The 24,435-nt window shown below is 70.6% G+C and carries 22 protein-coding genes; 18 read left to right on the forward strand and 4 right to left on the reverse strand.

Annotated features, from left to right (window positions below):
* The first annotated feature begins 19 nt into the window (after nucleotides 1–19).
* The 5 genes from IPQ09_29865 (at nucleotide 20) to IPQ09_29885 (ending at nucleotide 4,541) form a co-directional block, all read left to right on the forward strand.
* The gene (locus IPQ09_29865) at nucleotides 20–499 is read left to right on the forward strand and encodes a hypothetical protein (protein MBL0198354.1); all 480 of its coding nucleotides are present in this window, start codon (nucleotides 20–22) and stop codon (nucleotides 497–499) included.
* Nucleotides 500–679: 180 nt separating this feature from the next.
* On the forward strand, nucleotides 680–1,465 hold the full coding sequence (locus IPQ09_29870; protein MBL0198355.1) for a YbjQ family protein: 786 nt from the start codon (nucleotides 680–682) through the stop codon (nucleotides 1,463–1,465).
* Entirely contained in the window at nucleotides 1,465–2,457 is a 993-nt protein-coding gene (locus IPQ09_29875) for a heavy metal-binding domain-containing protein (GenBank protein ID MBL0198356.1), read from the forward strand. The genes IPQ09_29870 and IPQ09_29875 overlap by 1 nt, the downstream gene beginning before the upstream one ends.
* Before the next feature lie 3 nt (nucleotides 2,458–2,460).
* The gene (locus IPQ09_29880) at nucleotides 2,461–3,633 is read left to right on the forward strand and encodes a heavy metal-binding domain-containing protein (GenBank protein ID MBL0198357.1); all 1,173 of its coding nucleotides are present in this window, start codon (nucleotides 2,461–2,463) and stop codon (nucleotides 3,631–3,633) included.
* Nucleotides 3,630–4,541, forward strand: a complete 912-nt coding sequence (locus IPQ09_29885; GenBank protein ID MBL0198358.1) for a heavy metal-binding domain-containing protein — start codon at nucleotides 3,630–3,632, stop codon at nucleotides 4,539–4,541. Before IPQ09_29880 ends, IPQ09_29885 begins: the two co-directional genes overlap by 4 nt.
* Nucleotides 4,542–4,565: 24 nt before the next feature.
* Here IPQ09_29885 and IPQ09_29890 read toward each other — a convergent pair whose 3' ends face one another.
* Nucleotides 4,566–4,982 carry a hypothetical protein gene (locus IPQ09_29890; GenBank protein MBL0198359.1) on the reverse strand — a complete coding sequence of 139 codons (417 nt, stop codon included), beginning with the start codon at nucleotides 4,980–4,982 and terminating at the stop codon, nucleotides 4,566–4,568.
* 463 nt (nucleotides 4,983–5,445) lie between these two features.
* On the opposite strand from IPQ09_29890, the gene IPQ09_29895 reads away from it, so the two are divergent.
* Complete coding sequence (locus IPQ09_29895) at nucleotides 5,446–6,093, forward strand: M15 family metallopeptidase (protein MBL0198360.1); 648 nt, start codon at nucleotides 5,446–5,448, stop codon at nucleotides 6,091–6,093.
* Nucleotides 6,094–6,117: 24 nt separating this feature from the next.
* Here the strand turns inward: IPQ09_29895 and ribF are convergent, their stop codons facing one another.
* Nucleotides 6,118–7,155 carry a riboflavin biosynthesis protein RibF gene (gene ribF / locus IPQ09_29900; protein MBL0198361.1) on the reverse strand — a complete coding sequence of 346 codons (1,038 nt, stop codon included), beginning with the start codon at nucleotides 7,153–7,155 and terminating at the stop codon, nucleotides 6,118–6,120.
* Between the two features lie 126 nt (nucleotides 7,156–7,281).
* Between ribF and IPQ09_29905 the strand changes: the two genes are divergently transcribed.
* From IPQ09_29905 to IPQ09_29945, 9 genes are all read left to right on the forward strand, one after another.
* Complete coding sequence (locus IPQ09_29905; GenBank protein MBL0198362.1) at nucleotides 7,282–8,523, forward strand: DUF4912 domain-containing protein; 1,242 nt, start codon at nucleotides 7,282–7,284, stop codon at nucleotides 8,521–8,523.
* A 183-nt stretch (nucleotides 8,524–8,706) separates the two neighbouring features.
* Complete coding sequence (locus IPQ09_29910; GenBank protein MBL0198363.1) at nucleotides 8,707–9,657, forward strand: outer membrane beta-barrel protein; 951 nt, start codon at nucleotides 8,707–8,709, stop codon at nucleotides 9,655–9,657.
* Nucleotides 9,654–10,070 (forward strand): hypothetical protein, encoded by a 417-nt coding sequence (locus IPQ09_29915; GenBank protein MBL0198364.1) that lies wholly within the window; start codon nucleotides 9,654–9,656, stop codon nucleotides 10,068–10,070. The genes IPQ09_29910 and IPQ09_29915 overlap by 4 nt, the downstream gene beginning before the upstream one ends.
* Nucleotides 10,071–10,250: 180 nt before the next feature.
* Nucleotides 10,251–10,343 (forward strand): potassium-transporting ATPase subunit F, encoded by a 93-nt coding sequence (locus IPQ09_29920; GenBank protein ID MBL0198365.1) that lies wholly within the window; start codon nucleotides 10,251–10,253, stop codon nucleotides 10,341–10,343.
* The gene (kdpA, locus tag IPQ09_29925; GenBank protein MBL0198366.1) at nucleotides 10,340–12,094 is read left to right on the forward strand and encodes a potassium-transporting ATPase subunit KdpA; all 1,755 of its coding nucleotides are present in this window, start codon (nucleotides 10,340–10,342) and stop codon (nucleotides 12,092–12,094) included. The genes IPQ09_29920 and kdpA overlap by 4 nt, the downstream gene beginning before the upstream one ends.
* An 11-nt stretch (nucleotides 12,095–12,105) precedes the next feature.
* On the forward strand, nucleotides 12,106–14,241 hold the full coding sequence (kdpB, locus tag IPQ09_29930) for a potassium-transporting ATPase subunit KdpB (protein MBL0198367.1): 2,136 nt from the start codon (nucleotides 12,106–12,108) through the stop codon (nucleotides 14,239–14,241).
* A gap of 14 nt (nucleotides 14,242–14,255) precedes the next feature.
* Nucleotides 14,256–14,843 carry a potassium-transporting ATPase subunit KdpC gene (gene kdpC / locus IPQ09_29935; GenBank protein ID MBL0198368.1) on the forward strand — a complete coding sequence of 196 codons (588 nt, stop codon included), beginning with the start codon at nucleotides 14,256–14,258 and terminating at the stop codon, nucleotides 14,841–14,843.
* A gap of 23 nt (nucleotides 14,844–14,866) precedes the next feature.
* Nucleotides 14,867–17,563 (forward strand): sensor histidine kinase KdpD, encoded by a 2,697-nt coding sequence (locus IPQ09_29940; GenBank protein MBL0198369.1) that lies wholly within the window; start codon nucleotides 14,867–14,869, stop codon nucleotides 17,561–17,563.
* Complete coding sequence (locus IPQ09_29945; GenBank protein MBL0198370.1) at nucleotides 17,560–18,270, forward strand: response regulator; 711 nt, start codon at nucleotides 17,560–17,562, stop codon at nucleotides 18,268–18,270. Before IPQ09_29940 ends, IPQ09_29945 begins: the two co-directional genes overlap by 4 nt.
* 23 nt (nucleotides 18,271–18,293) lie before the next feature.
* Here the strand turns inward: IPQ09_29945 and IPQ09_29950 are convergent, their stop codons facing one another.
* Nucleotides 18,294–20,009, reverse strand: coding sequence for an acyl-CoA dehydrogenase family protein (locus tag IPQ09_29950; protein MBL0198371.1), 1,716 nt, complete (start codon nucleotides 20,007–20,009; stop codon nucleotides 18,294–18,296).
* A 139-nt stretch (nucleotides 20,010–20,148) separates the two neighbouring features.
* Nucleotides 20,149–21,186: an SUMF1/EgtB/PvdO family nonheme iron enzyme gene (locus tag IPQ09_29955; protein MBL0198372.1), complete on the reverse strand. Its 1,038-nt coding sequence runs from the start codon at nucleotides 21,184–21,186 to the stop codon at nucleotides 20,149–20,151.
* A gap of 327 nt (nucleotides 21,187–21,513) precedes the next feature.
* Between IPQ09_29955 and folP the strand changes: the two genes are divergently transcribed.
* Genes folP through IPQ09_29970 form a run of 3 tightly spaced genes read left to right on the forward strand, consistent with a single transcriptional unit; the run spans nucleotide 21,514 to nucleotide 24,427 of the window.
* Nucleotides 21,514–22,374: a dihydropteroate synthase gene (gene folP / locus IPQ09_29960; protein MBL0198373.1), complete on the forward strand. Its 861-nt coding sequence runs from the start codon at nucleotides 21,514–21,516 to the stop codon at nucleotides 22,372–22,374.
* Entirely contained in the window at nucleotides 22,368–23,498 is a 1,131-nt protein-coding gene (locus IPQ09_29965; GenBank protein ID MBL0198374.1) for a TIGR00159 family protein, read from the forward strand. Before folP ends, IPQ09_29965 begins: the two co-directional genes overlap by 7 nt.
* Entirely contained in the window at nucleotides 23,495–24,427 is a 933-nt protein-coding gene (locus IPQ09_29970; GenBank protein ID MBL0198375.1) for a YbbR-like domain-containing protein, read from the forward strand. The genes IPQ09_29965 and IPQ09_29970 overlap by 4 nt, the downstream gene beginning before the upstream one ends.
* Nucleotides 24,428–24,435 lie beyond the last annotated feature (8 nt).

Raw genomic sequence — 24,435 nt, forward strand, 5'->3', positions numbered from 1 at the left:
CGGGCGGTACGGTCGAGCGATGTCGGCCGCCCACGTTCCGTGTACGAACTGCGGAGCCCCCACTACCCCGCAAGGCGACGGTCGAACGTACGTGTGCGGCTTCTGCAAGACCCAGGTTGTCGTCGCCGTCGAAGGCCACCAGCTCGCCGCGAGCATGCGCCTCGACCTCGGCAACATCGACGCGTTCCTCGCGAAGCTCGCGAGCACGCTGCACGCAGGCTACCCCGAGGTCACGCGCGTCCAGGCGCACGGCGCCTACGTCCAGGCCATCGACGTGACCCTCGATCCCGAGGGCTTCGGCCTCCGCCGCGAGGGCGCGGGCCTCGTCGCCCAGCACAAGAAGGTCGTGCGCGGCATCGCCCTCAAGTCGAAGGTGATTCCCCTCGATCAGTGGGTCGACCTGCTGACGCGGGCCCTCGCGAGACAGGCAAGCTCCAACGCGCGCGCCGCGTGGGTGCTCGCGCAGCTCACCGGCGGCGACGAGCAGGGGCGCCCGTAGCCGCGCGCTCTTCCGCGCTGGTCAATCGGTCGAAGACCACGATAGCTTCGACGGGCCATGCAAAAGCCGCCCGCCGATCCGCGCCTCGGGATGCCGTCCCCTGCGAACCAGGCGACTCGCAATCAGCATGCACAGTACAACCACGAGCTCCCGCAGCACGCGCGCGAGCGACTGGCGAGCATGCGGCAGCATCGCTTCTTCACGAGCGATCTCTCAGTGAACGAGTTCTTGCTCGTCAAGGAGGTGGGCTTCCAGCCCCTCGGCCTCGTCATGGGCAGCAGCATCTTCCACGTGGGGTTCCACCCCGTGCGCCCGGGCGTGAGCGAAGAGCTGACCACGCTCACGCAGGCGCTCTACCAGGCCCGCGAGCTCGCGATGGTGCGCATGGAGGAGGAGGCCGACGCGCTCGGCGCGGACGGCATCGTGGCTGTCCGTCTCACGCTCACCATCCACGCGTGGGGCTCGAACGTCATCGAGTTTCTCGCGCTCGGCACGGCGGTGAAGAGCGTTTCCGGCGAGGGGACCTGGCGCGCGAACAACGGCAAGCCTTTCCAGTCGGACCTGTCGGGACAAGACTTCTGGACCTTGCTCCACGCGGGGTACCGCCCCGTGGGCATGGTCATGGGGAACTGCGTCTATTACGTCGCGCCAGAGGCCCAGTGGGCCGGGCAGCCCCGGGGCTGGGGCGGCGCGCCGCAGGGCTATGCCTACGCGCCGCCGCAGAACATGGAGCTCGTCGGCCCCACGCAGGCCTTCTACGACGCCCGTGAGCTCGCGATGGAGCGCATGCAGGCCGAGGCCGAGGACCTAGGCGCCGAGGGGATCGTCGGCGTGACGGTGGACGAGAGCAACCACACGTGGGGAGTGAACGTGCTCGAGTTCAGCGCCATCGGCACCGCGGTCGTGCCTATTCGAGCCGATCACGAGATCGAAAAGCCTCAGCTCGTCCTCTCGGTGAACGGCTGATGCACCCGCGCCCACGCATCGACTTGGCCGCGAGCTTCCACCACGTCGCGCAAGGCGGCATTCCGCTCCGCGCCCAGGAGCGCCTGATGGCCGAGGCCGGCCCGCACCGCCGGCTCTTCACGAGCGATTTGTCGGTGAGCGAGTTCGTGCTCACGCGGGACGTGCAGTGCGAGCCCATCTCGCAGGTCATGGGGAGCAGCATCTATTTCGTGGGCCAGATCGCCGACTACAAGGGCGCGACCGGCGAGATCACCGTCATCAGCGACGCGCACCGCGAGGCGCGGCGGCGGGCCATCGCGAGGCTCTACCAGGAGGCCGCCTTCGTGCGCGCCGACGCGGTGATCGGCGTGCGCCTGAGCGAGCGCATGATCACGATGGGCCGGCGCGGCAAGGGCGGCGACGATGGCGGCGAGGTGCTCGAGTTCACGGTCGTAGGCACGGCCGTCCGCGCGCCCTGGATCACCCACCCGCCTGGCCAGCCGGTGATCACCGATCTGTCCGGGCAGGAGCTCTGGGCCCTCGCGAAGGACGGCTACGAGCCGTGCTGCTTTCTCTTCGAGTTCTGCCGCTACCACGTGTGGCACGTCACGCCCGCCGGGCAGTTCCACGGGGAGATCCTCGAGGCGACGCAGGCGATCGAGGCGGCGAGGGCCATCGCCGCGACCAAGATCCAGCGCCAGGCGGCGGCGTTCGAGTGCGAGTTCGTGGTGGGCAGCGACATCACCCTCAAGGTGAAGGAGGTGCCCTGTGGCGCGAACGACTGCGAACGCAACGATCTCGACGTCGACCTGAGCTGGCTCTGCACCGGGGTGCGACGCATCCCGGGCGCGCGCTGGCGAGCGCGGGTCGAGGTGCCGCCGCTGACGCTGACCTTGACCCCCCTCGGGCGGCGCCAGGGGGAGATCATCGAGGGCGGCGACGACGCCGAGGAGATCCGCATCGAGGCCGAGAACGCCGAAGAAGCGGCCATCGAAGCCTCCGAGGGGCGCTGAGCCGTGTCGACTCGCCGACATCCCCCGCCGCAGGCGCCGCACGCTCCGCGGCCCGCGCCCGCCGCGCCACCCGCACCCGAGGCGCCGACGCTCCCGCCGCACGCCCACGAGCGCCTCGCCGAGATGAGGGCGAAGAAGCTCTTCACTTGCGATCTGTCGGTCAACGAGTTCTTGCTCGTGAAGGAGGCCGGCTTCGACTGCCTCGGCCTCGTGATGGGCACGTCGATCTACCAAGTGGTGCCCACCGTTCCCCAGCTCGAGAAGGGCGCCCCCGGCTGCGAGGTCTACGACATGACGCGGGCGCTCTACCACGCGCGCGAGCTCGCGATGGCGCGCATGGAACAAGAGGCCGAGGAGCTAGGCGGGGACGGCATCATCGGCGTGCGCCTCGTGGTCAATCTCGACGGTGATCCCCAGCGTATCGCTTGGAAGCAATACCGGCAGTGGCAGGCGTGGGCGCACGAGCAGGGCTATCCACGCCGGGTGACCAACCTCGGCTACGATTGGTTCTCCAGGTGGCAACAGGTGGCGTGGGCGCAGTGGACGCAGTGGTGCCAGCGCATGGGCTGGCCCGCCCAGCCGGCGCCGTGGTCGCTCCCGCCGAAGGAGCCGACGTACGCGCTCGGACAGAACGTGGTCGAGTTCATGGCCATTGGCACGGCGGTCAAGCACCGTGGGCCCGAGAGCTTCAAGAACAAGTTGGGCAAGCCCTTTCAGTCGGCGCTCTCCGGGCAAGAGCTCTGGATGCTCGTGCGATCGGGCTACCGCCCCGTCGGCTTCGTGATGGGCAACTGCGTGTATTACGTGCCTCCGTGGCTGCTCAAGCCCCCGACCGGGGGCTTCTTCACCCGCGCGAAGAGCTGTGAGCTCTCGGGCTACACGCACGGCCTCTACGACGCGCGCGAGCTCGCCATCGAGCGGCTCCAGTGGGAGGCCGAGGCGCTCGGCGCGACGGGCGTCGTCGACGTCACCGTGAGCGAGAACGCCCACGCGTGGCAGCGCACCTACGTGAACATCGGCAACGCGGCGCTGACCTCCGGCGAGATGATCGAGCTGTTCGTCATCGGCACCGCGGTGGTCCCGATGCCCGGCGCCGATCGGAGGCTCCAGACCAAGCTCGTCCACGTCGCCAACGATCGGCGCGGCGCGCAGCACCTCGGGGGTCGAGAGAAGTGACCACGTCGGCCCGCCCCGTTCCCGCGCTGAGCGATCTCTCGGTGACCGAGTTTCTCACGCTCTCGCGCATGGGCTTTCTCCCGCATGGCCTCGTGGTCGGGGCGAGCGTCTACGAGGCCGACACGAGCTCGAGCGGCGCGCAGATCGATCTCTGGGGCGCGCTCTTCGGCAACGCGCCGCTCGTGAGGCCCGTCGAGACCCAAGAGGTCGTCGCGCTCTCCGAGGCGGTGCGCGCGGCGCGTACGCTGGCGATCGAACGAATGCGGATGCAGGCGGCGCAGGTGATGGCCGAGGGGGTCGTGGGCGTGCGCCTCGACGTGGAGCACCACCTCTGGCGAGGCAACCACCAGGTCGTGAAGTTCATCGCCGTGGGGACGGCCGTCGGCTTCGACCGCGAGCACGGCCCCGAGGCGCTCCGAGGCGCGCCCAGCCTCCGTCTCGCGAGCGGCGCGCCGTTCACGAGCGATCTGTCGGGGCAAGACTTCGTGGCGCTCCTCCAGGCGGGCTTCAGGCCCGTCACCGTCGCGAGCGGCACCTGCGTCTACCAGCTGAACCTCCAAGAGATGGTCCGCTATCAGGGCTACAACTGCGAAGTCGCCGAATACACACGCGCGTTCTTCGACGCACGCGAGACCGCGATGGCGAGGCTCCAGTACGATCTCTTCTCGTGGTGGCCCGCCGGCCACCCCGACGCGCCGACGGGCATCGTGGGAATGACCGTGAGCGAGAACGCGCACCGCCCGCAGCTCATGGGAGGCCCCGCCCGCAACGCCGTGGTCGCGGGCTCGATGGCCCCGGTGGTCGAGTTCACGGCGGTGGGGACCGCGATAGCTCCGCTCGCCCCCGGCGATCCGCGCCGCGCACGGCAGACAGTGAAGCCGCTCGTGGTCGTGCCGCTCGATCGGTGACGAGCGCTCTCCCTCAGGTCGGTGTCAGCTGCACTGGCAAGCGTCGAAGCTCGCGCCGGTGCTCTTGAAGCGCTCGGCCTTCGCCTTGCCCTGACCGGTGCAGAGCGCCGTGCAGCGCGCGTCGGTGACCTCCCCTGCCCCCGAAGTGCAGAAGCAATTGAGCTCGTTCGGCTGAATATCCACGCGCGATCCCCCGAAGCCCGACTGAGTGCACATGGCCTGGCAGGAGCTCGTCGCGTCCTTCCCGCTGTCCGCGCCGGGGGCCGCCTCAGGGCTCGCGTCGGCGGCGTCGGCGACCGGAGCGTCGGCCACGGCGTCGGCGACCGAGCCCGCGTCTCCCGCGTCCGAGGTCGTCGCGCTGTCGCTGCACGCGGGGAGCACGAGCACCGAGCTCGACGCGACGGCGATCAGCGGGACGAGCGCACGCAGAGCTTTTCTCATGGCCAAACGCTCACATGACCCGCAGCTTCGCGCAACTTCCTAGGGAGCCAAGGGGGCGCCGCGAGAGACGCCTCCTCGCGGCGCGGCGGGCGCCCTCGCAGAGCGGCTCGCGGGCCGCCTCGCGCACGGGCGCGGTGGCGCGATCCGTGGTAGGCCGCTCCGCATGAAGGGATCTCACTCGCTAGGGCCGTTCGCGCGACGCGCGCTCCCCGCGCTCGTGCTCTGCGTGGGCTGCTCCGCCGCCGAGGCCCCCACGGGCGCAGACCCGCCCGACCCCACCGCCGCGCCGTCTGCGGAGCCAAGCGCGACCGCGCCCCCAAGCTCCCCGCCGCCCGACGCGGCCCCCGCCGACGCCGGACCGCCTGCGCGCGACGCCGCGCCGGCCGCCCCCGCGCCTCCCGCGGGGCTCGCGTGCTACGCGAAGCACACGGGCGGCACAGCGCTGCAGCGCGGGGGCTCGTGGGTGCTCGCCTTCGGCCCGACCGCCTCGCCCGCCCTCGACGTACTTTGGGACGACGGCCGCGCCAAGACCTTCGACGAGAAGCTCGCGGCGCCCGACGTCGAGGACATTCTGTCGATACCCTATCGGCGAGGTTCGATAGTCCCCGTCACCGGAGTCAACGACGACCCAGGGCGCATACGCCACGACGGCGTGCTCAAGGCAATCTACGGCCAGACCGAGGCCCTCGTCCGCGCCGAGCTCGTCAACGTGAGCTTCATGGGGCAGTCTCTGCCGTTCCACCGGAAGGCGGCGCCCGCGCTCACGCGGGTCGCGCAGCGGCTCGCCACGGCGGTCGCGCAGACCCCCTCCCTCGGGCAGTACGTGACCGGAGAGCTCGGCGGCACCATGACCTGGCGCTTCATCGCGAACACCACGCGGCTCTCTTCGCACTCGTTCGCGACGGCGATCGACATCGTGGTGGCCAAGAGCAACTACTGGGAGTGGGAGAAAGACACCCAGGGTCGCTTCACCTGGAAAAACTCGATCCCCCAGGCCATCGTCGACATCTTCGAGAGCGAAGGCTTCGCGTGGGGTGGCCGCTGGTACCACTACGACACGATGCACTTCGAATACCGCCCGGAGCTGTTCGATCCGGCGTGCGTGCCGTAACGCAGCCACCCGACGGTCGGCGCCTCAGTCGAAGCCGCCGCGCTCGGGTACGGGGATGGCGGACGTGAGCGCCCTCGCGGCGGCCGAGTCCTTCACGATTTGCTCGCGGAGCGCCTCGAAGCTCTCGAACTTGCGCTCGTCACGCACGCGCTCGCGCACGTGAACGCGGAGCGGGCGGTCGTAGAGGTCGAGCGACGCGTCGTGGAGGTGGACCTCGACGTGCCGCTCGGGGCTGCCGGCGCTGACCGTCGGGCGGGTGCCGACGTTCATCACCCCGTGACCGAGCGCGCGGATCGGGGCGCCATCCGGCGCCTCGAGCAGGTCGACCGAGACGGCGTAGACCCCGTTCGCGGGGAGCAGCTCGGGGACCTCGGCGAGGTTCGCGGTGGGGAAGCCTATCGTCCGCCCCCTCTGGGCTCCGCGCGACACCACGCCGGACAGCGCGTGGGGCCTCCCGAGGAGCTCAGTTGCACTCTGCACGCTTCCCGCCGCGACCAGCCCGCGGATGCGCGTGCTCGAGAGCGGGCCCTCCGCGTCGGTCGCGAGGACCGAGGCGTAGGCCTCGAGGCCGCGAGAACGCGCCGACGTCTCGAGAAACGCGAAGTTGCCCGCGCGCGCCTTGCCAAAGCGGAAATTGTCGCCGACGACGACGACGCGCGCGGCGAGCGCCCCGAAGACGAGGTCGTTCAGGAAGCCCTCGGGGGGGGTCTCGGCGAACGCGCTCGAGAAGCGCGCCACGATGATCTCCACCACGCCGTGGCGCCCGAAGAGCGCGGCCTTGCGGGCCACGGTGGTGAGCCGCGGCGGCTCGGGTCGGCCGAGGACCCCCGCCGGGTGGGGCTCGAACGTGAGGACCGCCGGCGCGAGCCCCCGCTCCCCCGCGAGCGCGCCCATTTGCGCGAGCACGGCCGCGTGCCCGCGATGGACGCCGTCGAAGTTACCGATGACGAGCGCCGACGCCGGGGCGCGCGACGGCAGCCCAAGCCAGGGGTCGACCCGGATCACGCGCGGGCCCAGAGGCCCACCGGGATCGTGAGGGTGAGGGGCGTCGGCTTCAGCCACGGCGACCCCTTAGCACGGCGCGGCGGGCGCCGTGCACGAGAGAGAACGGCACCCACGGCGGTTTTCGGTACCCGCGCTTTTGTCGCTTTGGTACCTCTCGTACGGGGCACTTCGCCCGGAGGTACCATGAAACGAGCGAGTCTCGACGCCCTCGATCGCGAGGCGCTCATTCGGCTGGCCGAGGAGCACGGCATCACGCGGCCGCGCATCCTCACGCGGCCCGAGCTCGTCGACGAGATCCTGCTGCGCTCGGCCACGGAGCCGGGGGCCGATGCGTCCCTCGCGCGGGGCTTTTTTGGGCTCGCGCGCGACCTCGTGGCGCGCGTGGTGGAGCGCGGGCTGCACCTGCCGGAGGCCGCGTCGCTCATCCGCAACATCGCGGTCGAGCCCCCACGGCGCGCCCCCCGCGTGGCGCCGCTGCCCACGGTCACGCTGGCTCAAATCTACGCGTCGCAGGGGCACACGGCCCGCGCCGTCGAGACGCTGCGACGGGTCCTCGACGAGGAGCCGGACCACGCGGAGGCCCGCCGGCTGCTCGCGACCCTCGAGGACTCGGCCTACGCGCCGCCGAAGGAGCCCTTGCCGCCCGAGCCCGAAGAGCCCCAGGCTGCGCCCGAGGCCGAGGAGACGACCACCGCCCCCGAGGGAGACGAGGCGAGCGCCGCCAGCGCCGCGCCAGCGGCGGCCGACGCCCCTGAGCCCGACGACGCCGTGGCCCCCCGGGAGAGACCCGTCGTCGAGGCCGCGGCGAAAGCCCCCGCGCCCACCGCCCCGCCGAGCGAGCCCGCGCGCGAGCCCGTGCCCGCGATGCTGAACGACAGGCCCCTGCCGCCCCGCTACGACGTGACCGAGTGCGTCGCGATCTCAGTCGATCCCGAGACCCTCTTCGTCTACTGGGAGGTGCGTGAGGAGCTGCTCGTGCGCGTCCGCGCGGGGCGCGGGCCAGGCGTGGTCGTTCTGCGAGCGCTCGTCATCGAGCCGAGCTGGGGGGGGCCTCGCACGGTGGTGCGCGACCACGACGTCCACGCGACCCTCGGCGACTACTTCCTCCGCGAGCTCCCTTCGGGCAGCGTGGTGCGCGTCGCGATCGGCTACCGCCCGGAGGCAGGCGATTTCTCGCCGCTCGCTCACTCGCCGCTCCTCACGCTGCCTCGCCGTTCGCCCGTGCTGGACCTCGCCCAGACGTTCGTCCGGTGGACGCCCGGCGGCGCCGTCGAGGAGCCCAACGAGCGGCTCGCTCAAATCGCGGCCCTCGCCGCGGCGCGCGCACGCGAAGAGACCGCGCGCGTCGAATGCGGCGCGCCTCGCGACGCCGCGCCACCCGACGAGCCCCCGCGCCGCGCGAGCCCGCCGCTCGGCTCTTCGTAGGCAGCGGCGACCGCTTCGCCCCGGCCAACGACGTCGGCGCGCCCAGGTCGTCTGGGCCGCCTGGCGCCACCCGGTGCGGAGCGGCCGCCGACGCGACGTTGATCCTTTCTTGACGCCACGGCGGCCCACCTTGACCGCGCCGAGATAGGGGAGGCGGTACGACGACGGTGCACGGAGTCACCCATGCACTCGCCGTCCCGCCGCACCGCTCCAAGGCTCGCCGCCGCGCTCGTCGCCGCGCTCGTCGCCGCGCTCGTCCTCGCGCTCTCCCGCCCGACCCTCGCAGAGGAGCCCGACGCCCGTGCGCCCCGCGACGCGCCACTCGGCGCGCCGCCAGCCTCGCCAGAGAGCCAACCGCTGCCCGCCCCTGCGCGTCAGGTCGAGGCCGGGCGAGACGCCACGCCCGCCGCGCCCCCCGAGAGAGGGGGCGCGACGACCGCCGCGCCACCAGCCCCCGCGGCGAAGGCCGCGACGAGCTCGTTCGTGCTCGGCGGCTACGCGGAGGCGGCCTACCAATGGAACTTCAACGTACCCTCCAACGGAATTACCCACTTCCGAGGCTTCGACAACAGGCACAACACGCTGACCCTGTCGAACGTCGCCCTCGACGCCGCGTGGGATCATGAGGGGCTCATCGGACGACTCGCGCTGCAGGTCGGCCACACCCCCTCGACGTATTACCTGAGTGAGCCTGTCGCGCCGGGCGCGAGCGCGACGAGCGCCACGGGCCCCGAGGTTTGGAAATACCTGCAGCAGGCCAACGTTGGGTATCGTTTCGGAGTGGGTCGTGGGCTCACGGTCACCGCGGGCCTGTTCTTGTCACCCATCGGCCCCGAGTCCATGGCCGTGCGCGACAACTGGAACTGGTCACGCTCGAACCTCTTCTTCGGACTGCCCTTTTATCACACGGGCGTGCGCGCCTCGTACTCGCTCTCCGACCCGTGGGTGGTGACGCTCGGGGGCTACAACGGCTGGAACTCGGTCGTCGACAACAACCACGAGAAGTCCGCCTCGGCGGAGATCACGTACAAGCGCGACCACATCGCGGTGTCGCTCCTCTACTTCGGCGGGATCGAGCGCCCCAAGGGGCGCGCGAGGGGCGCGCGTGGCGTCATCTGCTCGACTCGCACGTGACCTGGCACGCGAGCCCGCGGCTCTCTCTGCTCGCCCACGCGAATGGCGGTCTCGAGCCCAACGAGCTGGGCGTGAGCGGGTGGGCCGCCGGCGCGATCGGCGGGCGGCTCAAGCTCCTCGAGCAGCTCTTCTTCGCCGTCCGCGGCGACGTGTTCTACGAGCACGTCCCCGAGAACGGCGCCGGCCGAGCGACACCCATTTTCTGGCCCGCGCCGTGGGTGAGCTCGGGCACCGCCACAGTCGACCTCCGGCCCCACGAGCGAGTGTCGTTTCGGCTCGAGTACCGGCACGACCACGCCGGAGGCGACATGTACTTCGGAGGCCACGTCGAGGGCGACGGCGGCGCGACCCCGTTCGTCATGAATCGCGACTCGCAAGACACCCTGACGGGCGGAGCGACCACGTGGTTCTGAGCGGCGGGACCCAGGCACTCTTCATCAGTCGCTTTCCAGAGTGCGACGGCGCGTGCGCTCGCTTCGCACCCAGACCGTCTCGTTGAGGAGCCCATTCATGGACATCGTCTTCATCACAGTCATATGCGGTTTCTTCCTACTCACCTGGGGCTTCGTTCGCCTCTGCGAGAAGGTCAAGTCATGACGCCACTGCTCATTCTCGGTGCCGCCCTGGCGGCCCTCCTCCTCGTCTTCCTGGGCTTTGCGCTCCTCTACCCCGAGAAGTTGTCATGACCGTCTCGACTGTGAACGCCGTGGTTCAGTTCTCGACCTTCGGGGTCGCGCTCGTCGCGCTCGCCCTGCCGCTCGGCTCGTACATGGCGCGGGTGTACGCCGGCGAGGCCACGTTGGCCCGACGCGCGATGGGCCCCGTCGAGCGCCTCTTCTACCGACTCGCGAACGTGCGGGCAGACGAGGACATGACCTGGCAGAGGTACGCGGGCAGCGTGCTCGTCTTCAACCTGCTCGGAGCGCTCGTCGTCTACCTGCTGCAGCGCACGCAGGGAGTGTTGCCATTGAACCCGGCTGGCCTCGCGGGCGCGACGCCCGAGGTGTCGTTCAACACGGCGGTGAGCTTCGCGACCAACACGAACTGGCAGGCATACAGCGGCGAGACGACGATGAGTCACCTCACGCAGGCGCTGGGGCTCGCCGTGCAAAACTTCGTCTCGGCCGCCACCGGCATGGCCGTGCTAGTGGCCTTCGTGCGTGGGTTCACTCGGCGCACGGCGGACGGGCTCGGGAGCTTCTGGGTCGACCTGACGCGGTCGACGCTCTACGTTCTGCTGCCGCTCTCCTTCGTGCTGGCGCTCCTGCTCGTCTCGCAGGGGGTCGTGCAGACGCATTCTGGCGCGGCGGCGGCGCGCCTCCTCGATCCGACCGCCGAGACCGGGGGCGCCGCCGTCACCGACCAGGTGCTCGCGCTCGGGCCCGCGGCCTCGCAGATCGCCATCAAGCAGCTCGGGACCAACGGCGGCGGGTTCTTCAACGCCAACTCGGCGCACCCCTTCGAGAACCCCACGCCGGTCTCCAACTTCCTGGAGGTGCTCGCGATCGTGCTCATCCCGGCGGCCCTCTGCTTCACCTTCGGCGACATGGTGAAGGACCGACGCCAGGGTTGGGCCGTGTTCGCCGCGATGCTGGCGGTCTTCATTCCACTGCTCGTGGCCACGACGGCCTTCGAGCAGGCGGGCAACCCGCTCCTCGGCAGCCAAGGCGTGGATCAGGTCGCGTCCGCCCTCTCCTCGGGCGGGAACATGGAGGGCAAGGAGGTCCGCTTCGGCATCTCCAACAGCGCGCTGTGGGCGACCGCGACCACCGCGGCCTCCAACGGGTCCGTGAACGCCATGCACGACAGCTTCACCCCGCTGGGTGGACTCGCGCCCATGTGGCTGATTCAGCTCGGCGAGATCATCTTCGGTGGCGTGGGCTCCGGACTCTACGGAATGCTCGTGTACGCGATCATCGCGGTCTTCATCGCCGGGCTCATGGTGGGACGAACTCCCGAGCTCCTCGGCAAGAAGATCGAAGCCCACGAGATGAAGATGGCGTCGCTCGTCATCTTGCTGCCGGCGGCCACCGTCCTCGTCGGCGCGGCGGTCGCGTGCGTCGTACCGGCCGGCACCGCGCCGCTCGGGAACCCTGGCGCCCACGGCTTCAGCGAGATCCTCTACGCCTTCTCGTCGGGCGCGAACAACAACGGCTCGGCGCTCGGAGGGCTCACGGCCAGCGGCACGTTCTACGCGACTGCGATAGGCCTCTCGATGTTGATCGGGCGCTACTGGGTGATCGTCCCGGTGCTCGCCATCGCCGGCTCGCTCGCCAAGAAGAAGTGTGTGCCCGCGAGCGCCGGGACCCTGCCCACGCACACGCCGCTCTTCGTGGGGCTGCTCGTAGGGACCATCGCCCTCGTGGGCGCGCTCACGTTCATCCCCGCGCTCGCGCTCGGCCCGATCGTCGAGCAACTCCAGCTCTCCGGACATTGAAGGACGAGGCCATGTCCCATTCTGCACATCCCGCGCGACCGTTGATTGAAATGTCTATCGTGCGACCCGCCGTGGTCGACGCCTTCCGGAAGCTCGATCCCCGGCGCATGGTGAGAAGCCCTGTGATGTTCGTGGTGGAGGTCGGGAGCGCCTTCACGACTGTGCTGTTCGTCCACGCCGCGATCACGGGTCGCGGAGACGCCCGCCCCGGCTTCATCCTCGCCGTCGCGCTCTGGCTGTGGTTCACGGTCCTCTTCGCGAACTTCGCGGAGGCGATGGCCGAGGGCCGCGGCAAGGCGCAGGCAGACACGCTCCGCAAGGCGCGGCAGGACATCCTCGCGAAGCGGCTGAGGCGGGGCGGCGACAGCGCGGAGCGCTTCGCCGGGCACGTGGTCGAGCGCCTAGCCGACCCCGAGCGGCGCGCGGGGGCGCTAGACGAGGTGGTGTCGTCGGCGCTTCGGATAGACGACGTCGTCTTCGTGGCCGCGGGAGAGCTGGTGCCCGCCGACGGTGAGGTCGTGGAGGGCGTCGCCTCCGTGGACGAGAGCGCCATCACCGGCGAGAGCGCCCCCGTCATTCGTGAGAGCGGCGGCGACCGCAGCGCCGTCACCGGCGGCACGCGCGTGTTGTCCGACTGGCTCGTCGTGCGTGTGACGAGCAACCCCGGCGAGGCGTTCCTCGACCGCATGATCGCGATGGTCGAGGGCGCCAAGAGGAAGAAGACGCCCAACGAGATCGCGCTCGACATTCTGCTCGCAGCGCTGACGATCGTCTTTCTCCTCGCGACGGTCACGCTGCTCCCGTTCTCGCGGTACGCGGTCGCGAGCTCGAGCCAGGGCAGCCCGGTGCCGCTCACCATCTTGGTCGCGCTCCTGGTGTGTCTCATCCCTACGACGATCGGCGGCCTCCTCTCGGCCATCGGCATCGCGGGCATGGACCGGATGATCCAAGCCAACGTCATCGCGACGTCGGGGAGAGCGGTGGAGGCCGCGGGCGACGTCGACGTGCTGCTGCTCGACAAGACGGGCACGATCACGCTCGGGAACCGTCAAGCGACCGACTTCCTGCCGGCGCCTGGCGTGAGGTCGAGCGAGCTCGCGGACGCGGCGCAGCTCTCGTCGCTCGCCGACGAGACCCCCGAGGGGCGCTCGATCGTGGTCTTGGCGAAGGAGCAGCACGGGCTGCTCGCGGGGGACGTCGAGGCGCTGGGCGCGACGTTCGTCCCCTTCTCTGCGCAGACCCGGATGAGCGGCGTGGACCTCGACGGCAGGCATATTCGCAAGGGGGCTACGGACGCGATCGTCCGCTTCGTGGAGGAGAGCGGCGGCGCCTTCCCGACCAAGGTGCGCGCGATCGTCGACGAGGTGGCGAAGCAAGGCGCCACACCGCTCGTGGTGGCAGACGGCTCGCGCGTGCTGGGAGTGGTGAAGCTCAAAGACATCGTGAAGGGGGGTATCCGCGAGCGCTTCGCGGAGATGCGCCGCATAGGGATCAAGACCGTCATGATCACCGGGGACAACCCGCTCACGGCGGCCGCGATCGCCGCCGAGGCGGGAGTCGACGACTTCCTCGCGGAGGCCACCCCCGAGACGAAGCTCGCGACGATTCGGGACTATCAGGCGAGGGGGCACCTCGTCGCCATGACGGGGGACGGCACCAACGACGCGCCCGCCCTCGCCCAGGCCGACGTCGCGGTGGCCATGAACACGGGCACCCAGGCGGCGAAGGAGGCCGGCAACATGGTCGACCTCGACTCCAATCCGACCAAGCTTCTCTCCATCGTCCATATTGGAAAGCAGATGCTGATGACGCGCGGGGCGCTGACGACGTTCAGCATCGCCAACGATCTCGCGAAGTACTTCGCGATCATCCCGGCGGCGTTCGTCGCGACGTATCCAGAGCTCGGAACGCTCAATGTCATGCGACTGCATTCCCCGACGACGTCGGTGCTGAGCGCCGTCATCTTCAACGCGCTCATCATCATCGCGCTCATCCCACTGGCGCTCCGGGGCATCCAGTACCGACCCGCTCCCGCGCCGGCGCTCCTCCGTAGGAACATCCTCGTCTACGGCCTCGGTGGGGTCCTGCTCCCGTTCCCGTGCATCAAGCTCATCGACGTCGCGCTGACGGCGATCGGTGTGACCTGAAAGGTGGTAATGACATGTTCGACGTCCTTCGCCAGGCAGCGGTCCTCCTCGCCCTCTTCACCTCGAGCACCGGAGTCGCCTATCCGCTGCTGGTCACCGGCGCAGCGCAGGTCGCCTTCCCAGCACAAGCCAACGGCAGCCTCCTGCGCGCGAACGGGCAGGTCGTGGGCTCTCGCCTGATAGGTCAACCTTTCGATGACGCTCGGTACTTCTGGGGGCGCCCCTCGGCGACCGCGCCCAGCCCGTACAAGGCCTCGTCGTCGACGGGCTCGAACCTCGGCCCAACGAACCCCGCGCTCATCACGGCCGTACGGCAGCGCGTGACCGACCTCCGTGCCGCACATCCGGACCAGGCCTCGACGCCCGTCCCCGTCGACCTCGTCACCGCGTCGGGGAGCGGCCTCGACCCGCACATTTCGCCGGCGGCCGCCCTCTACCAGGTGCAGCGCGTGGCGGCGGCGAGGGGGCTCCCCCCAGACCGCGTCAGAGCGCTCGTGCTCGCGCATGTCGAGGGTCGCACGCTGGGCCTCCTCGGCGAGCCGCGCGTGAACGTCCTCTGGCTCAACGTCGCGCTTGACGGGCTGGCCGCCCGGGGCGCTTAACACGAGAGAGGGAAATTTCACGCGTGAGCGACGTTCGCGACAGACCCGACCCCGACACCCTGCTGCGGCGCGTGCAGGACGAAGAAGCGCGGGCGAAGCGCGGCAAGCTCAAAATCTTTTTTGGTTTCGCGCCCGGGGTCGGCAAGACGTACCGCATGCTCCAGGTCGCCCGGGACCTCGTCACCGACCAGCACCTCGACGTCGTCGTGGGCGTGGTCGAGGACCACCGACGGGCGGACACGGCGCGCCTGGTGCTCGGCCTCGAGCTACTCCCACGGCGAAAGGTGCACTACCGCGGACGCACGGTCGATGAGCTCGACCTCGACGCGGCGCTCGGGCGGCGCCCGAAGCTCCTGCTGGTCGACGAGCTCGCTCACACGAACGCCGCCGGGTCGCGCCACCCGAAGCGGTGGCAAGACGTGGAGGAGCTGCTCGACGCCGGCATCGATGTCTTCACGACGATGAACGTGCAGCACGTCGAGAGCCTGAACGACATCGTGGCCCAGATTAGCCGAGTCCAAGTGCGCGAGACGGTCCCCGACTCGACCCTCGACCGCGCCGACGCGATCGAGCTCGTGGACATCGCGCCAGAGGAGCTCCTCGCGCGCCTGAAGGAGGGGAAGGTCTACCTGCCCGATCAGGCCAAGCGCGCTGCGGCGCATTTCTTCCAGCGTGGCAACCTGCTCGCGCTCCGCGAGCTCGCCCTTCGCAGGACGGCTCAGCGCGTAGACGAAGACGTGAGGGAGTACCGCGAAGAGCACGGCGTCGCCGTGCCGTGGCCCGCGGGCGAGCGAATCGTGGTGTGCGTGGGTCCCGCGCCGAGCTCCGGCAGGTTGATCCGCGCGGCGGCGCGCATGGCAGCCGGCCTGCGCTGCCCGTGGGTGGCCTCGTACGTCGACTCCACCACCGCGCGCCCCATGAGCGAGTCCGCCCGGCTCCAGCTGGAGGCCCACCTGCGCGTCGCCGAGACGCTCGGCGCCACGGTGACGCGGCTCTCCGGGCCGAGCGTGTCGGGCGCCCTGCTCGACTACGCGCGGAAGCACAACGTCACGCGCCTCGTCATCGGCAAGCCCACGCACTCGCGCCTGTGGGACCGCGTGCGGGGCTCGCTCCTCGACGAGATCGTCCGCGGGAGCGGTGAGATCGACGTGCACGTCATCCGCGGCGACAGCGCGCGCGAGGCGCCCCCTCGCGACGACCCCCGGGGGAGCGGGCGTTCGACCGGACGGCAGTACCTGTCGGCGACGCTGCTCGTGGCGGGGACCCTGGGCCTCGCGCTCGTGCTGCGCGGCCTCTTGGACCTGCCCGACCTCGAGATGTTGTTCCTGCTCGCCGTGATGGTCGCCGCGGTGTGGTTCGGACGCGGCCCATCCATCCTCGCCGCCGGCCTCGGGGTCGCCAGCTACGACTTCTTCTTCGTCGCCCCGGAGCACACGTTCTCGGTAGACGACCGCCGCTACTTCTTGACCTTCGGGATGATGTTCGCGGTGGGCTTCGCGATGAGCGAGCTCGCCGGGAAGCGCCGGCGACAGCAGCGCGACGCGCAGGCGCGGGAGGAGCGCACGGCGGTGCTCTACGCCCTGACGCGAGAGCTCTCGTCCACCGACGAGCCCGCCCGCATCGCGGCCATCGCTGCGCGGCACGCGGCGGACATCTTCTCCGCGGAGGCGATCGTCCTCGGGGTCACGACCGACGGGGAGCTGCAGCCGCTCGGGCGCTTCCCCGAGGGGGCCGAGCTCGACGTGAGAGACGCGGGCGTGGCCAAGTGGAGCCACGAACACGACGCGTTGGCCGGACTCGGGACAGGCACTCTGCCCGGAGCCGAAGCGCTCTGCTCGCCGCTCCGAGCGGGGCAGTCGCGTCTCGGGGTGCTCGCGCTCGTGCCGCGAGACCAGGCGGAGATGCGCGCCGACCAGCGGGGCTTCCTCGACGTCCTTTGTCGCCAGGTCGCGGTGGCGCTCGAGCGGGCGCGCCTGTCCGAGGAGGCGAAGCAGTCCGCGCTCCGCGCCAAGACCGAAGAAATGCGCTCATCATTGCTCTCCGCGGTGTCCCACGACCTTCGGACGCCGCTCGCCTCGATTACGGGCGCCGCCACCTCGCTGCGCGACGACGCCAACCTCGGCGCGGAGACGAGGGGTGAGCTCGTCGAGTCGATCGTCGACCAAGCCGAGCGGCTCGAGCGCTTGGTGGCGAACCTGCTCGACATGACGCGCCTCGAGTCAGGGGGCGTGGCGCTCCGGCGGGACTGGGTGCCACTCGACGAGATGATCGGCTCCGCGCTCACGCGCCTCGAGGCGCGGCTCGGCGCGCGCGAGGTGACGGTGTCGATCGCCGCCGACGTGCCGCTCGTCAGCGTCGACCCCGTGCTCTTCGAGCAGGTCTTCGTGAACCTCCTCGAGAACGCCGACAAGTACACGCCAGGCGGGAGCCCACTGGAGATCGACGCGCGGCGCGACGGCGACAGCGTCGAGATCGAGGTACGTGACCACGGCCCGGGCTTGCCCCCCGGCGCCGAGGAACGGGTCTTCGAGAAGTTCTATCGAGGCCCGCACGCCGGCGTGGCGGGCGCCGGGCTCGGACTGCCAATCTGCAAGGGCATCGTGGAGGCGCACGGGGGGACGCTCCGCGCCGAGACCCGCGAGGCCGGCGGCGCGGCCTTTCACATTTCAATCCCACAAGGCGGGACGCCTCCCTCCGTCCCCACCGGCGGAGGCCAATGAGCGTTCTCGGCGCCGTCATCCTGGTCGTCGAAGACGAGCCGCAGATGCGCAAGTTCATCCGCGCGTCGCTGAGCTCGCACGGGTATCGGGTGCTCGAAGCGGAGCGGGCGGCCGAGGCGATCATGAGGGTCACGAGCCACAACCCCGAGCTCGTGTTGCTCGACCTCGGCCTGCCAGACGGCGACGGCATCGCGCTCACGAGGCAGCTCCGCGAGTGGACCCGAGTGCCCATCATCGTGCTCTCGGCCCGCGGGCGCGAGGACGACAAGGTCTCGGCCCTCGACGCCGGCGCAGACGACTACCTCACCAAGCCCTTCGGCGTGAACGAGCTGCTCGCCCGCATGCGCGTCGCGCTTCGGCACGCGCTCAATCGAGACGTCGCTGCGCCTGCGCCAGCGCTCGAGTTTGGCGATCTCAAGATCGACCTGGTCCGCCGACAGGTCTCCCGCGGCGGTGAGGAGCTCCACCTCACCCCCATCGAGTACAAGCTCCTCGTCTTGCTCGCGCAGAACGCCGGCAAGGTGCTCACGCACCGCCACATCTTGAATGAGGTCTGGGGGGCCGCCTACGCCGCACACACACACTACGTTCGAGTGCACATGGCGGAGCTTCGGAAGAAGGTCGAGGCCGATCCGTCCCGTCCCAAGCTCCTCGTGACGGAGCCGGGCGTCGGCTACCGCCTGCGCGATCGCCTGCTGCCCGGCTGAGGAGATGGCGTGCTCGAGGGCCGCTACATCACGTCGAACGGATAGCCACCGTCGACGTAGGCGCGCTCGGCGATGCTCTTGCGGAGCTCGTCGTCGTTCTCCTCGAGCTCGGCGACGCAGCCGGCGAGGCGCCGCCGCGCGGACGCGACGAACATGCGGGTCATGTCGACCTCGCGCTTGCTCCCCTCGAGGCCGTGCCGCTCGAGCGCGCGGCTCGTGCGCGAGAGCACGGCGGCGATCGCGTAGAGGTCGATCGTCATGTCGGCTGCGCGCTTCTGGGGGAACTGCATCTCATGCACCATCTTGCCGTGACGCCGGATGGTGCGGTCGGCGTGCTTCGCGAGGAGCGTCGCGTACTCGCCGAGCACGTCGCCCTCGGCCTCGAGCGCAGGGTGGATGTGCGACAGGCGGTCGCGAGAGAGCGCCGAGCGGGCCTTTCGCATCGCGAACTCGCTCAGCAAGCCGAAGCCCTTGATGGGCTCCCGCACGGCCTTGGCGACCTCCGAGAGCTCGCGCCCCGGGCCCTGCATCCCGGACAGCGCGACGAAACACCGGAGGATCTCGTTGGTTCCCTCGAAAATGAGGTTGATGCGCGCGTCTCGGTAGATTCGCTCGTACGGGTAGGATTGCATGTATCCTGCACCTGCCGCGATCTGGAGCGCCTCGTTCGCGACGCGGTCGAGGGTCTCCGAGCCGAACACCTTGCAGACGGCGCTCTCCACCGAGTGGTCACCCGGCCGCGAGTCCACGGTCCCGGTCGTCAGGTAGGTCATGCTCTCGAGGGCGAAGGTCTCCGCGACCATCCGCGCGATCTTGTCCTTGATGAGCCCGAAGCCGCCGATCGGGCGGCCGAAGGCCTTGCGCTCTTCGGCGCGCTCGACCGCCAGCCGGAGCAGCCGCTTCGACGCGCCGACGCACCCCGAGGCGAGGCTCAGACGACCGCGGTTCAGGATCTCCATCGCGACCTTGAAGCCGCGTCCCACCTCGCCGAGCACGTTCGACTCGTGCACGCGCACGCCGTCGAGCGTGACCGAGGTCGTGGAGCTCCCGCGGATGCCGAGCTTCTTCTCGTTCTTGCCGCTGGTCACGCCGGGGCCGCGCTCCACGAGGAAGGCGGTGAGCCGCGGCTTCGCGCCGTACTCCGCCGGAGACGTGCGCGCGAAGACCGTGAAGAGGTCGGCCACGCCGCCGTTCGAGGTCCAAATTTTCGTACCGTTCAGCACGAAGGAGTCGCCGTCTCTCACCGCCGACGTCTGGATCGCGCTCGCGTCGCTGCCCGCGCCCGGCTCGGTGAGGGCGAAGGCGGCGAGCGTGTCTCCCGACACGAGCCGAGGCAGGTACGTGGCCCGCTGCCGCTCGGTGCCGAAGAGCACGAGCCCCATGGTGCCGAGCGACGCGTGCGCGCCGACCGTGACGCCGAGGGAGGCGTCGATGCCCGCGAGCTCCTGAATCACCCGCGCGTACGCGGTCTGCGAGAGCCCCGCGCCGCCGTACTGCTTCGGCACCAGCATGCCGAACAGCCCGAGCTCGCCCAGCCCACGGAGCACCTCCGTGGGGATCTCTTCGTCGCGGTCGATCGCCGCCGAGTCGACGTGCTTCGCCGCGTACCGTCGCAGGCTCGCCGTGAGCGCGTGCACGACGTCGACCTCCGCCTGGGCCGGCTCCGGCCAGGGAAAAACGAGGCTCTCGGAGACATCTCCGAAGTAGAGGGCTTTGGCGAACGACTCGTCCGAGCTCATGGGTGAGACCCTCTCTGACTCGCCGCGGACGCGCAACCCTTTCTTGGGCGCGCGGCCCGTGCCGACGCCCACCTCGTGTCCCGGCAGGCGAGTCCGCCGTGCGCTGGATGAGGTCGCCCCGGGCCCTCCCGCGCGCGGATCACGCTCCGGGCGCGTCGCCGCAGCAGCGCAGGCCCTGCTGGTAGAAGCGATGGCTCTGGTTGTGCGCCTTGGTCGCGGGGCGGCAGCGCGCGCGCACCGGCCCCCAGTACCCGCCCTTGAGCACCGACGGGCGCTCGCCGGGGCGCGAGCTCCGGGTCCACTCGTCGACGTTGCCCGTGAGGTCGTAGACGCCCATCGCGCTCCGGCACCCGGGGCGGCTGCCGGAGGGCTCGCCTTGCCAGAGCTTGTCGAGCTCGAGGAGCGTGGTGAGGGAGGAGCGCTTGCCAAAGCGACCCCAGGGGCGCCACGGCTTGTCGACGACGCAGGCGGCCGGATCCCGCGCGAAGCCGTAGGGATAAGGCGTGGCCTCTTCACCCTCACACGCGAAGGTCCACTCGTCCTCGGTGCAGAGCCGCTTGCCCTCGCCCGCGCAGAGCGCCGAGGCCTCGTGCCAGTCGACCATCACGATGGGGTGCGCGCCCACGCGGTTCGGGTACTCGAACCGGTCGATGCAGTAGTGCATGGGGCGCGTCTTCAGCGACCGCGACCGCACCTGCCACGCCGTGGCGTCGTACTCCGCGCAGCGCTCCGGGAACTTGCGGCTCACCCAGCGCTTGCAGGTGAGCTGCTGGAGCCCGTCGACCCCGAACCAGTGGCCCGCGTCGTCCTTCATCTGGCCGCGCACCTCGACCATGCCCTCCGAGCACGCGCCGCGCGTGCCCTCGCGCGCGTCGGTGATCGCCGGCGGCTCGATGTCACCGAGCCCCGCCACCTGCCAGAACGCGTCGTCGAGGAGCCTCCACCGCCGCTCCGGCGCCTGGAACGTCGACTCGACGGTGACCTGGCCCACCACCCGCTCCACCACGGGGGGAGTCGGTGGAGACGAGGCGCGCGCCGCGGCCGCCCCCTCCGTCACGAACCCCGTGGGGTCCCCCACTGTGCCCGTCACCGCCGCCCCCGCGACGCCGACACGCAAGCCCACGGCCACGGCCGCGGCCCCGAGGCGTCGTGCCCACACACCCGAGGAATCAATCACCTTCCCCATACATCAGAGATTCCCATTCAAATGCTCGAAATCAAGCGAGTTTATTCGAATCACGGCAGGTTGCGTGGTGCCCAGAGATCTGGCACGATCTCCTCGGCCTCCAGGAGGCGTCGCAAACGAATTGCTCACAGGCCCGGGTCTTGCTAGGGCTGTGAGAGCGAGACCCGACTCCGACTCTCCAATGACCGCCACGAGCGGCGCGCGGAGCGCGCGATCGAGCCTCGCTGGGGAGGCTCATTGGAAGGAGGAGTCTGCAGCGGCGCCGCCCGCTTCTTCGAGGAGGTCGCCCGCGCGAACGCGCGAGGCCTGGCCGCCTTGATGGGCGTCTGCAACGTCACTCCAGACAGCTTCAGCGACGGCGGCCTCACGGCCGATCCCGAGGCGGCGCTCGCCCAGGTCGATCGGCTCGTACGCGAAGGCGCCGGCATCGTCGACATCGGCGGAGAGTCCACTCGCCCCGGCGCAGCGCGCGTGCCGGCAGACGCGCAGCTCGCGCGGATCGAGGAGGTCGTGGCGCGCGCGGCGGAGCGGGTCGTCGTCTCCGTCGACACCACGCTGGCCGAGGTCGCCGAGCGCACGCTCACGCGCGGCGCCCACGCCGTGAACGACGTGTCGCTGCTCTCCGATCCCGACCTCGCGGGCGTCGTCGCGCGACACGGCGCCGCGCTCGTGCTGTCGCACGCGCGGGGGTCCCAGGCCGACATGGCCGGCTTCGGCGCGTGGCCCGAGCACGCGTACGGCGACGTGGTCGACGACGTGCTCGCCGACCTCGAGCGCGCCCGCGCCCGCGCCATCGCGGCGGGCGTCGCCCCCCGCGCGATCGTGCTCGACCCCGGGCTCGGCTTCTCCAAGAGCGCGGCCCACAGCCTCGAGCTGCTGCGGCGCACGCGCGAGCTCGTGCGACGCGCCGGCGGCCCTGTGCTCGTCGGCGCGAGCCGCAAGTCGTTCCTCGGCGCCGCCTGCAGCGAGCCTGACCCCAAGAAGCGTCTCGGCGCCTCTCTCGCGGCGGCGGTCCACGCGCAGCGGTGCGGCGCGGCGATCGTGCGCGTGCACGACGTGCGCGAGACCCAGCAGGCGCTCACCCTCGACGCGCTGCTCGGCGCGCCCGACGACCCACGCGCAGGGCGCGATCCGCGCGCCCCGAGCGGCCACCAATCCGATCGGGAGGCCCCATGCTAGAGGGCTTCCTCCAGCTGTTCGCGCGGCGGCCGGCGCAGCAGGTGCTGCTCGACATCGCCGACGTGCTCATCGTGGCCTACGTGGTCTACCGCGGCCTGCTCGTCATGCGCGGCACGCGCGCGATGCAGATGGGCCTCGGCCTCGGGCTCATTCTGCTCGCGTACGTGGTGTCGCGCTGGGCGGGGCTCGTGACGCTCTTCAACGTCCTCTCCACGCTGCTCTCGTCGATCTTCGTGCTCGTCGTCGTGGTCTTCCAGAACGACATCCGGCGTGGCCTCATGCGCGTCGGGTCGGGCGCGCTCGTGGGCTTCTCGCGGCAGCAAGAGACCCGCGTGATCGACGAGATCGTGGCCGCGGCGACCGAGCTCGCGCGGCACCGCATGGGCGCCATCATTTGCCTCGAGCAGGAGGCGAACCTCGACGAGTTCGCGAACGCGCAGGGCACCACGATCGACGCCGCCGTGCAGCGCGATCTCTTGGTGTCGCTCTTCGTCCCCGAGGGAGCGAACAAGCTGCACGACGGCGCCATCATCATTCGCAACCTCCGCATCGCGAAGGCCGGCGCGTTCTTCCCGCTCCCCGACACGAAGGTCCTCGACAAGTCGATGGGCACGCGACACCGAGCCGCGATCGGCATCACCGACGAGACCGACGCCGTGGTCGTCGTGGTCTCGGAGGAGCGCGGCACCGTGAGCCTCTTCTTCAACGGCAACATCATCCCGAACGTCGACGGCGCGGCCCTCAAAGAGGCGCTGGTCGGGCTCTTCGGGAAGGCGTCGCAGGCGAAGCGCACTGCGCCCGCGGCCCGCGCGCCGGCGAGCGAGAAGGGCAAGGGGCCCCCGCGCGCCGCGAAGACCCCCGTGCCCGGCAGCATCGCGCCCGTGGGCAAGACCCCGCTCCCCGGCTCGCTCGTGCCAGTGAAGGTCCCCCGGCAGATGACCCCCATGCCGGGGACGCTGAAGGCCCCGCTGCTCTCCGCGCCCGTGCCCGACGAGTCGGTGCCTTCGCTCGTCACGAGCCTCGAGCTCTCGCGGCCCATGAAGCGCATGGAGCCGATAGTCAAGGTCATTGATGATGCCCCCACGTCCACCCGCGGCGACGGCGGCGAGGGGAGCGCAGGATGACGGCCGCCGCGCCCACGCTCTTCGCGGCCGCCCTCGAGAACTGGCGGCTGAAGCTCCTCAGCCTCGCTTGCGCGCTCGTGCTCTTCTCGCTGGGCCACGGCGGCCAGGACGCGAAACGCACCCTCGTGGTGAACCTCGAGGCGCGCCTCCCCGACCGCGAGGACAAGGTCCTGGTCGACGCGCTGCTCACGAACGTGCGCATAACGATCAAGGGCTCGAGCGCGGAGATCGACAACCTCCGCGCGAGCGCGTTCGGCCTCCAGCTCGACCTCCGCAACGCGAAGTCGGGTCACGTCACCTTCGAGCCGCAGATGGTGCACGGGCCCGCGGGCTCCCGCTTCGAGGTGGTCGACTTCGACCCCGCGGGCGTCGACGTCGCGTGGGAGGATCGCATCAAGCGTGACATCCCCGTGCAGGTCAGCGTCGTCGGCACACCGGCGGCGGGGTACGTGGTGAAAGGCGCGCCCCTGGCCGACCCCACCAAGGTGAGCGTCACGGGCCCCGCGACCGATGTGATGGCCCTCACCGACGTGAAGATCGGCGCGTTCGACGTGCGCGGCCTGTCCGAAGGCGCCTACCCGCGCGAGCTCGCGATCGTGGGGCTGCCCGCCCGCATGCGCGCCGAGCCCCGCACCGTGTTCGTGACGGCGACCATCGTGCGCGAGACGGCCGAGCGCGCCTTCCCGCGGCTCGCCGTCGTGGTGGTGGGAAACGCGAAGGCGAAGGCGAAGCCCGCCGAAGTGGACGTGCGGCTCGTGTGCCCGCCGGAGCTCGTGCGATCGCTCCGGCCGGAGCAGGTGGTGCCGCGCGCCGAGGTCTCGTCGAAGGAGGCGAAGGAGCCCGGGGGCAGCGTGACGGCCCCGGTCGAGGTCGCCGTCGACGGCTGCGAGGCGTTCGTGACGCCGTCGTCCGTCGTGCTCAAGTGGTGAGGGCCTGA

The organism is Myxococcales bacterium (assembly GCA_016720545.1).
Taxonomy (GTDB): domain Bacteria; phylum Myxococcota_A; class Polyangia; order Polyangiales; family Polyangiaceae; genus JAAFHV01.

Excerpts from the sequence above, each read along its gene's own strand:
- IPQ09_29865 (MBL0198354.1), top strand. The coding sequence starts at position 20 with ATGTCGGCCGCCCACGTTCCGTGTACGAACTGCGGAGCCCCCACTACC.
- IPQ09_29870 (MBL0198355.1), top strand. The coding sequence starts at position 680 with ATGCGGCAGCATCGCTTCTTCACGAGCGATCTCTCAGTGAACGAGTTC.
- IPQ09_29875 (MBL0198356.1), top strand. The coding sequence starts at position 1,465 with ATGCACCCGCGCCCACGCATCGACTTGGCCGCGAGCTTCCACCACGTC.
- IPQ09_29890 (MBL0198359.1), bottom strand. The coding sequence starts at position 4,982 with ATGAGAAAAGCTCTGCGTGCGCTCGTCCCGCTGATCGCCGTCGCGTCG.
- IPQ09_29905 (MBL0198362.1), top strand. The coding sequence starts at position 7,282 with ATGAAACGAGCGAGTCTCGACGCCCTCGATCGCGAGGCGCTCATTCGG.
- IPQ09_29910 (MBL0198363.1), top strand. The coding sequence starts at position 8,707 with ATGCACTCGCCGTCCCGCCGCACCGCTCCAAGGCTCGCCGCCGCGCTC.
- IPQ09_29920 (MBL0198365.1), top strand. The coding sequence starts at position 10,251 with ATGACGCCACTGCTCATTCTCGGTGCCGCCCTGGCGGCCCTCCTCCTC.
- kdpA (MBL0198366.1), top strand. The coding sequence starts at position 10,340 with ATGACCGTCTCGACTGTGAACGCCGTGGTTCAGTTCTCGACCTTCGGG.
- kdpB (MBL0198367.1), top strand. The coding sequence starts at position 12,106 with ATGTCCCATTCTGCACATCCCGCGCGACCGTTGATTGAAATGTCTATC.
- kdpC (MBL0198368.1), top strand. The coding sequence starts at position 14,256 with ATGTTCGACGTCCTTCGCCAGGCAGCGGTCCTCCTCGCCCTCTTCACC.
- IPQ09_29945 (MBL0198370.1), top strand. The coding sequence starts at position 17,560 with ATGAGCGTTCTCGGCGCCGTCATCCTGGTCGTCGAAGACGAGCCGCAG.
- IPQ09_29950 (MBL0198371.1), bottom strand. The coding sequence starts at position 20,009 with ATGAGCTCGGACGAGTCGTTCGCCAAAGCCCTCTACTTCGGAGATGTC.
- folP (MBL0198373.1), top strand. The coding sequence starts at position 21,514 with ATGGGCGTCTGCAACGTCACTCCAGACAGCTTCAGCGACGGCGGCCTC.
- IPQ09_29965 (MBL0198374.1), top strand. The coding sequence starts at position 22,368 with ATGCTAGAGGGCTTCCTCCAGCTGTTCGCGCGGCGGCCGGCGCAGCAG.
- IPQ09_29970 (MBL0198375.1), top strand. The coding sequence starts at position 23,495 with ATGACGGCCGCCGCGCCCACGCTCTTCGCGGCCGCCCTCGAGAACTGG.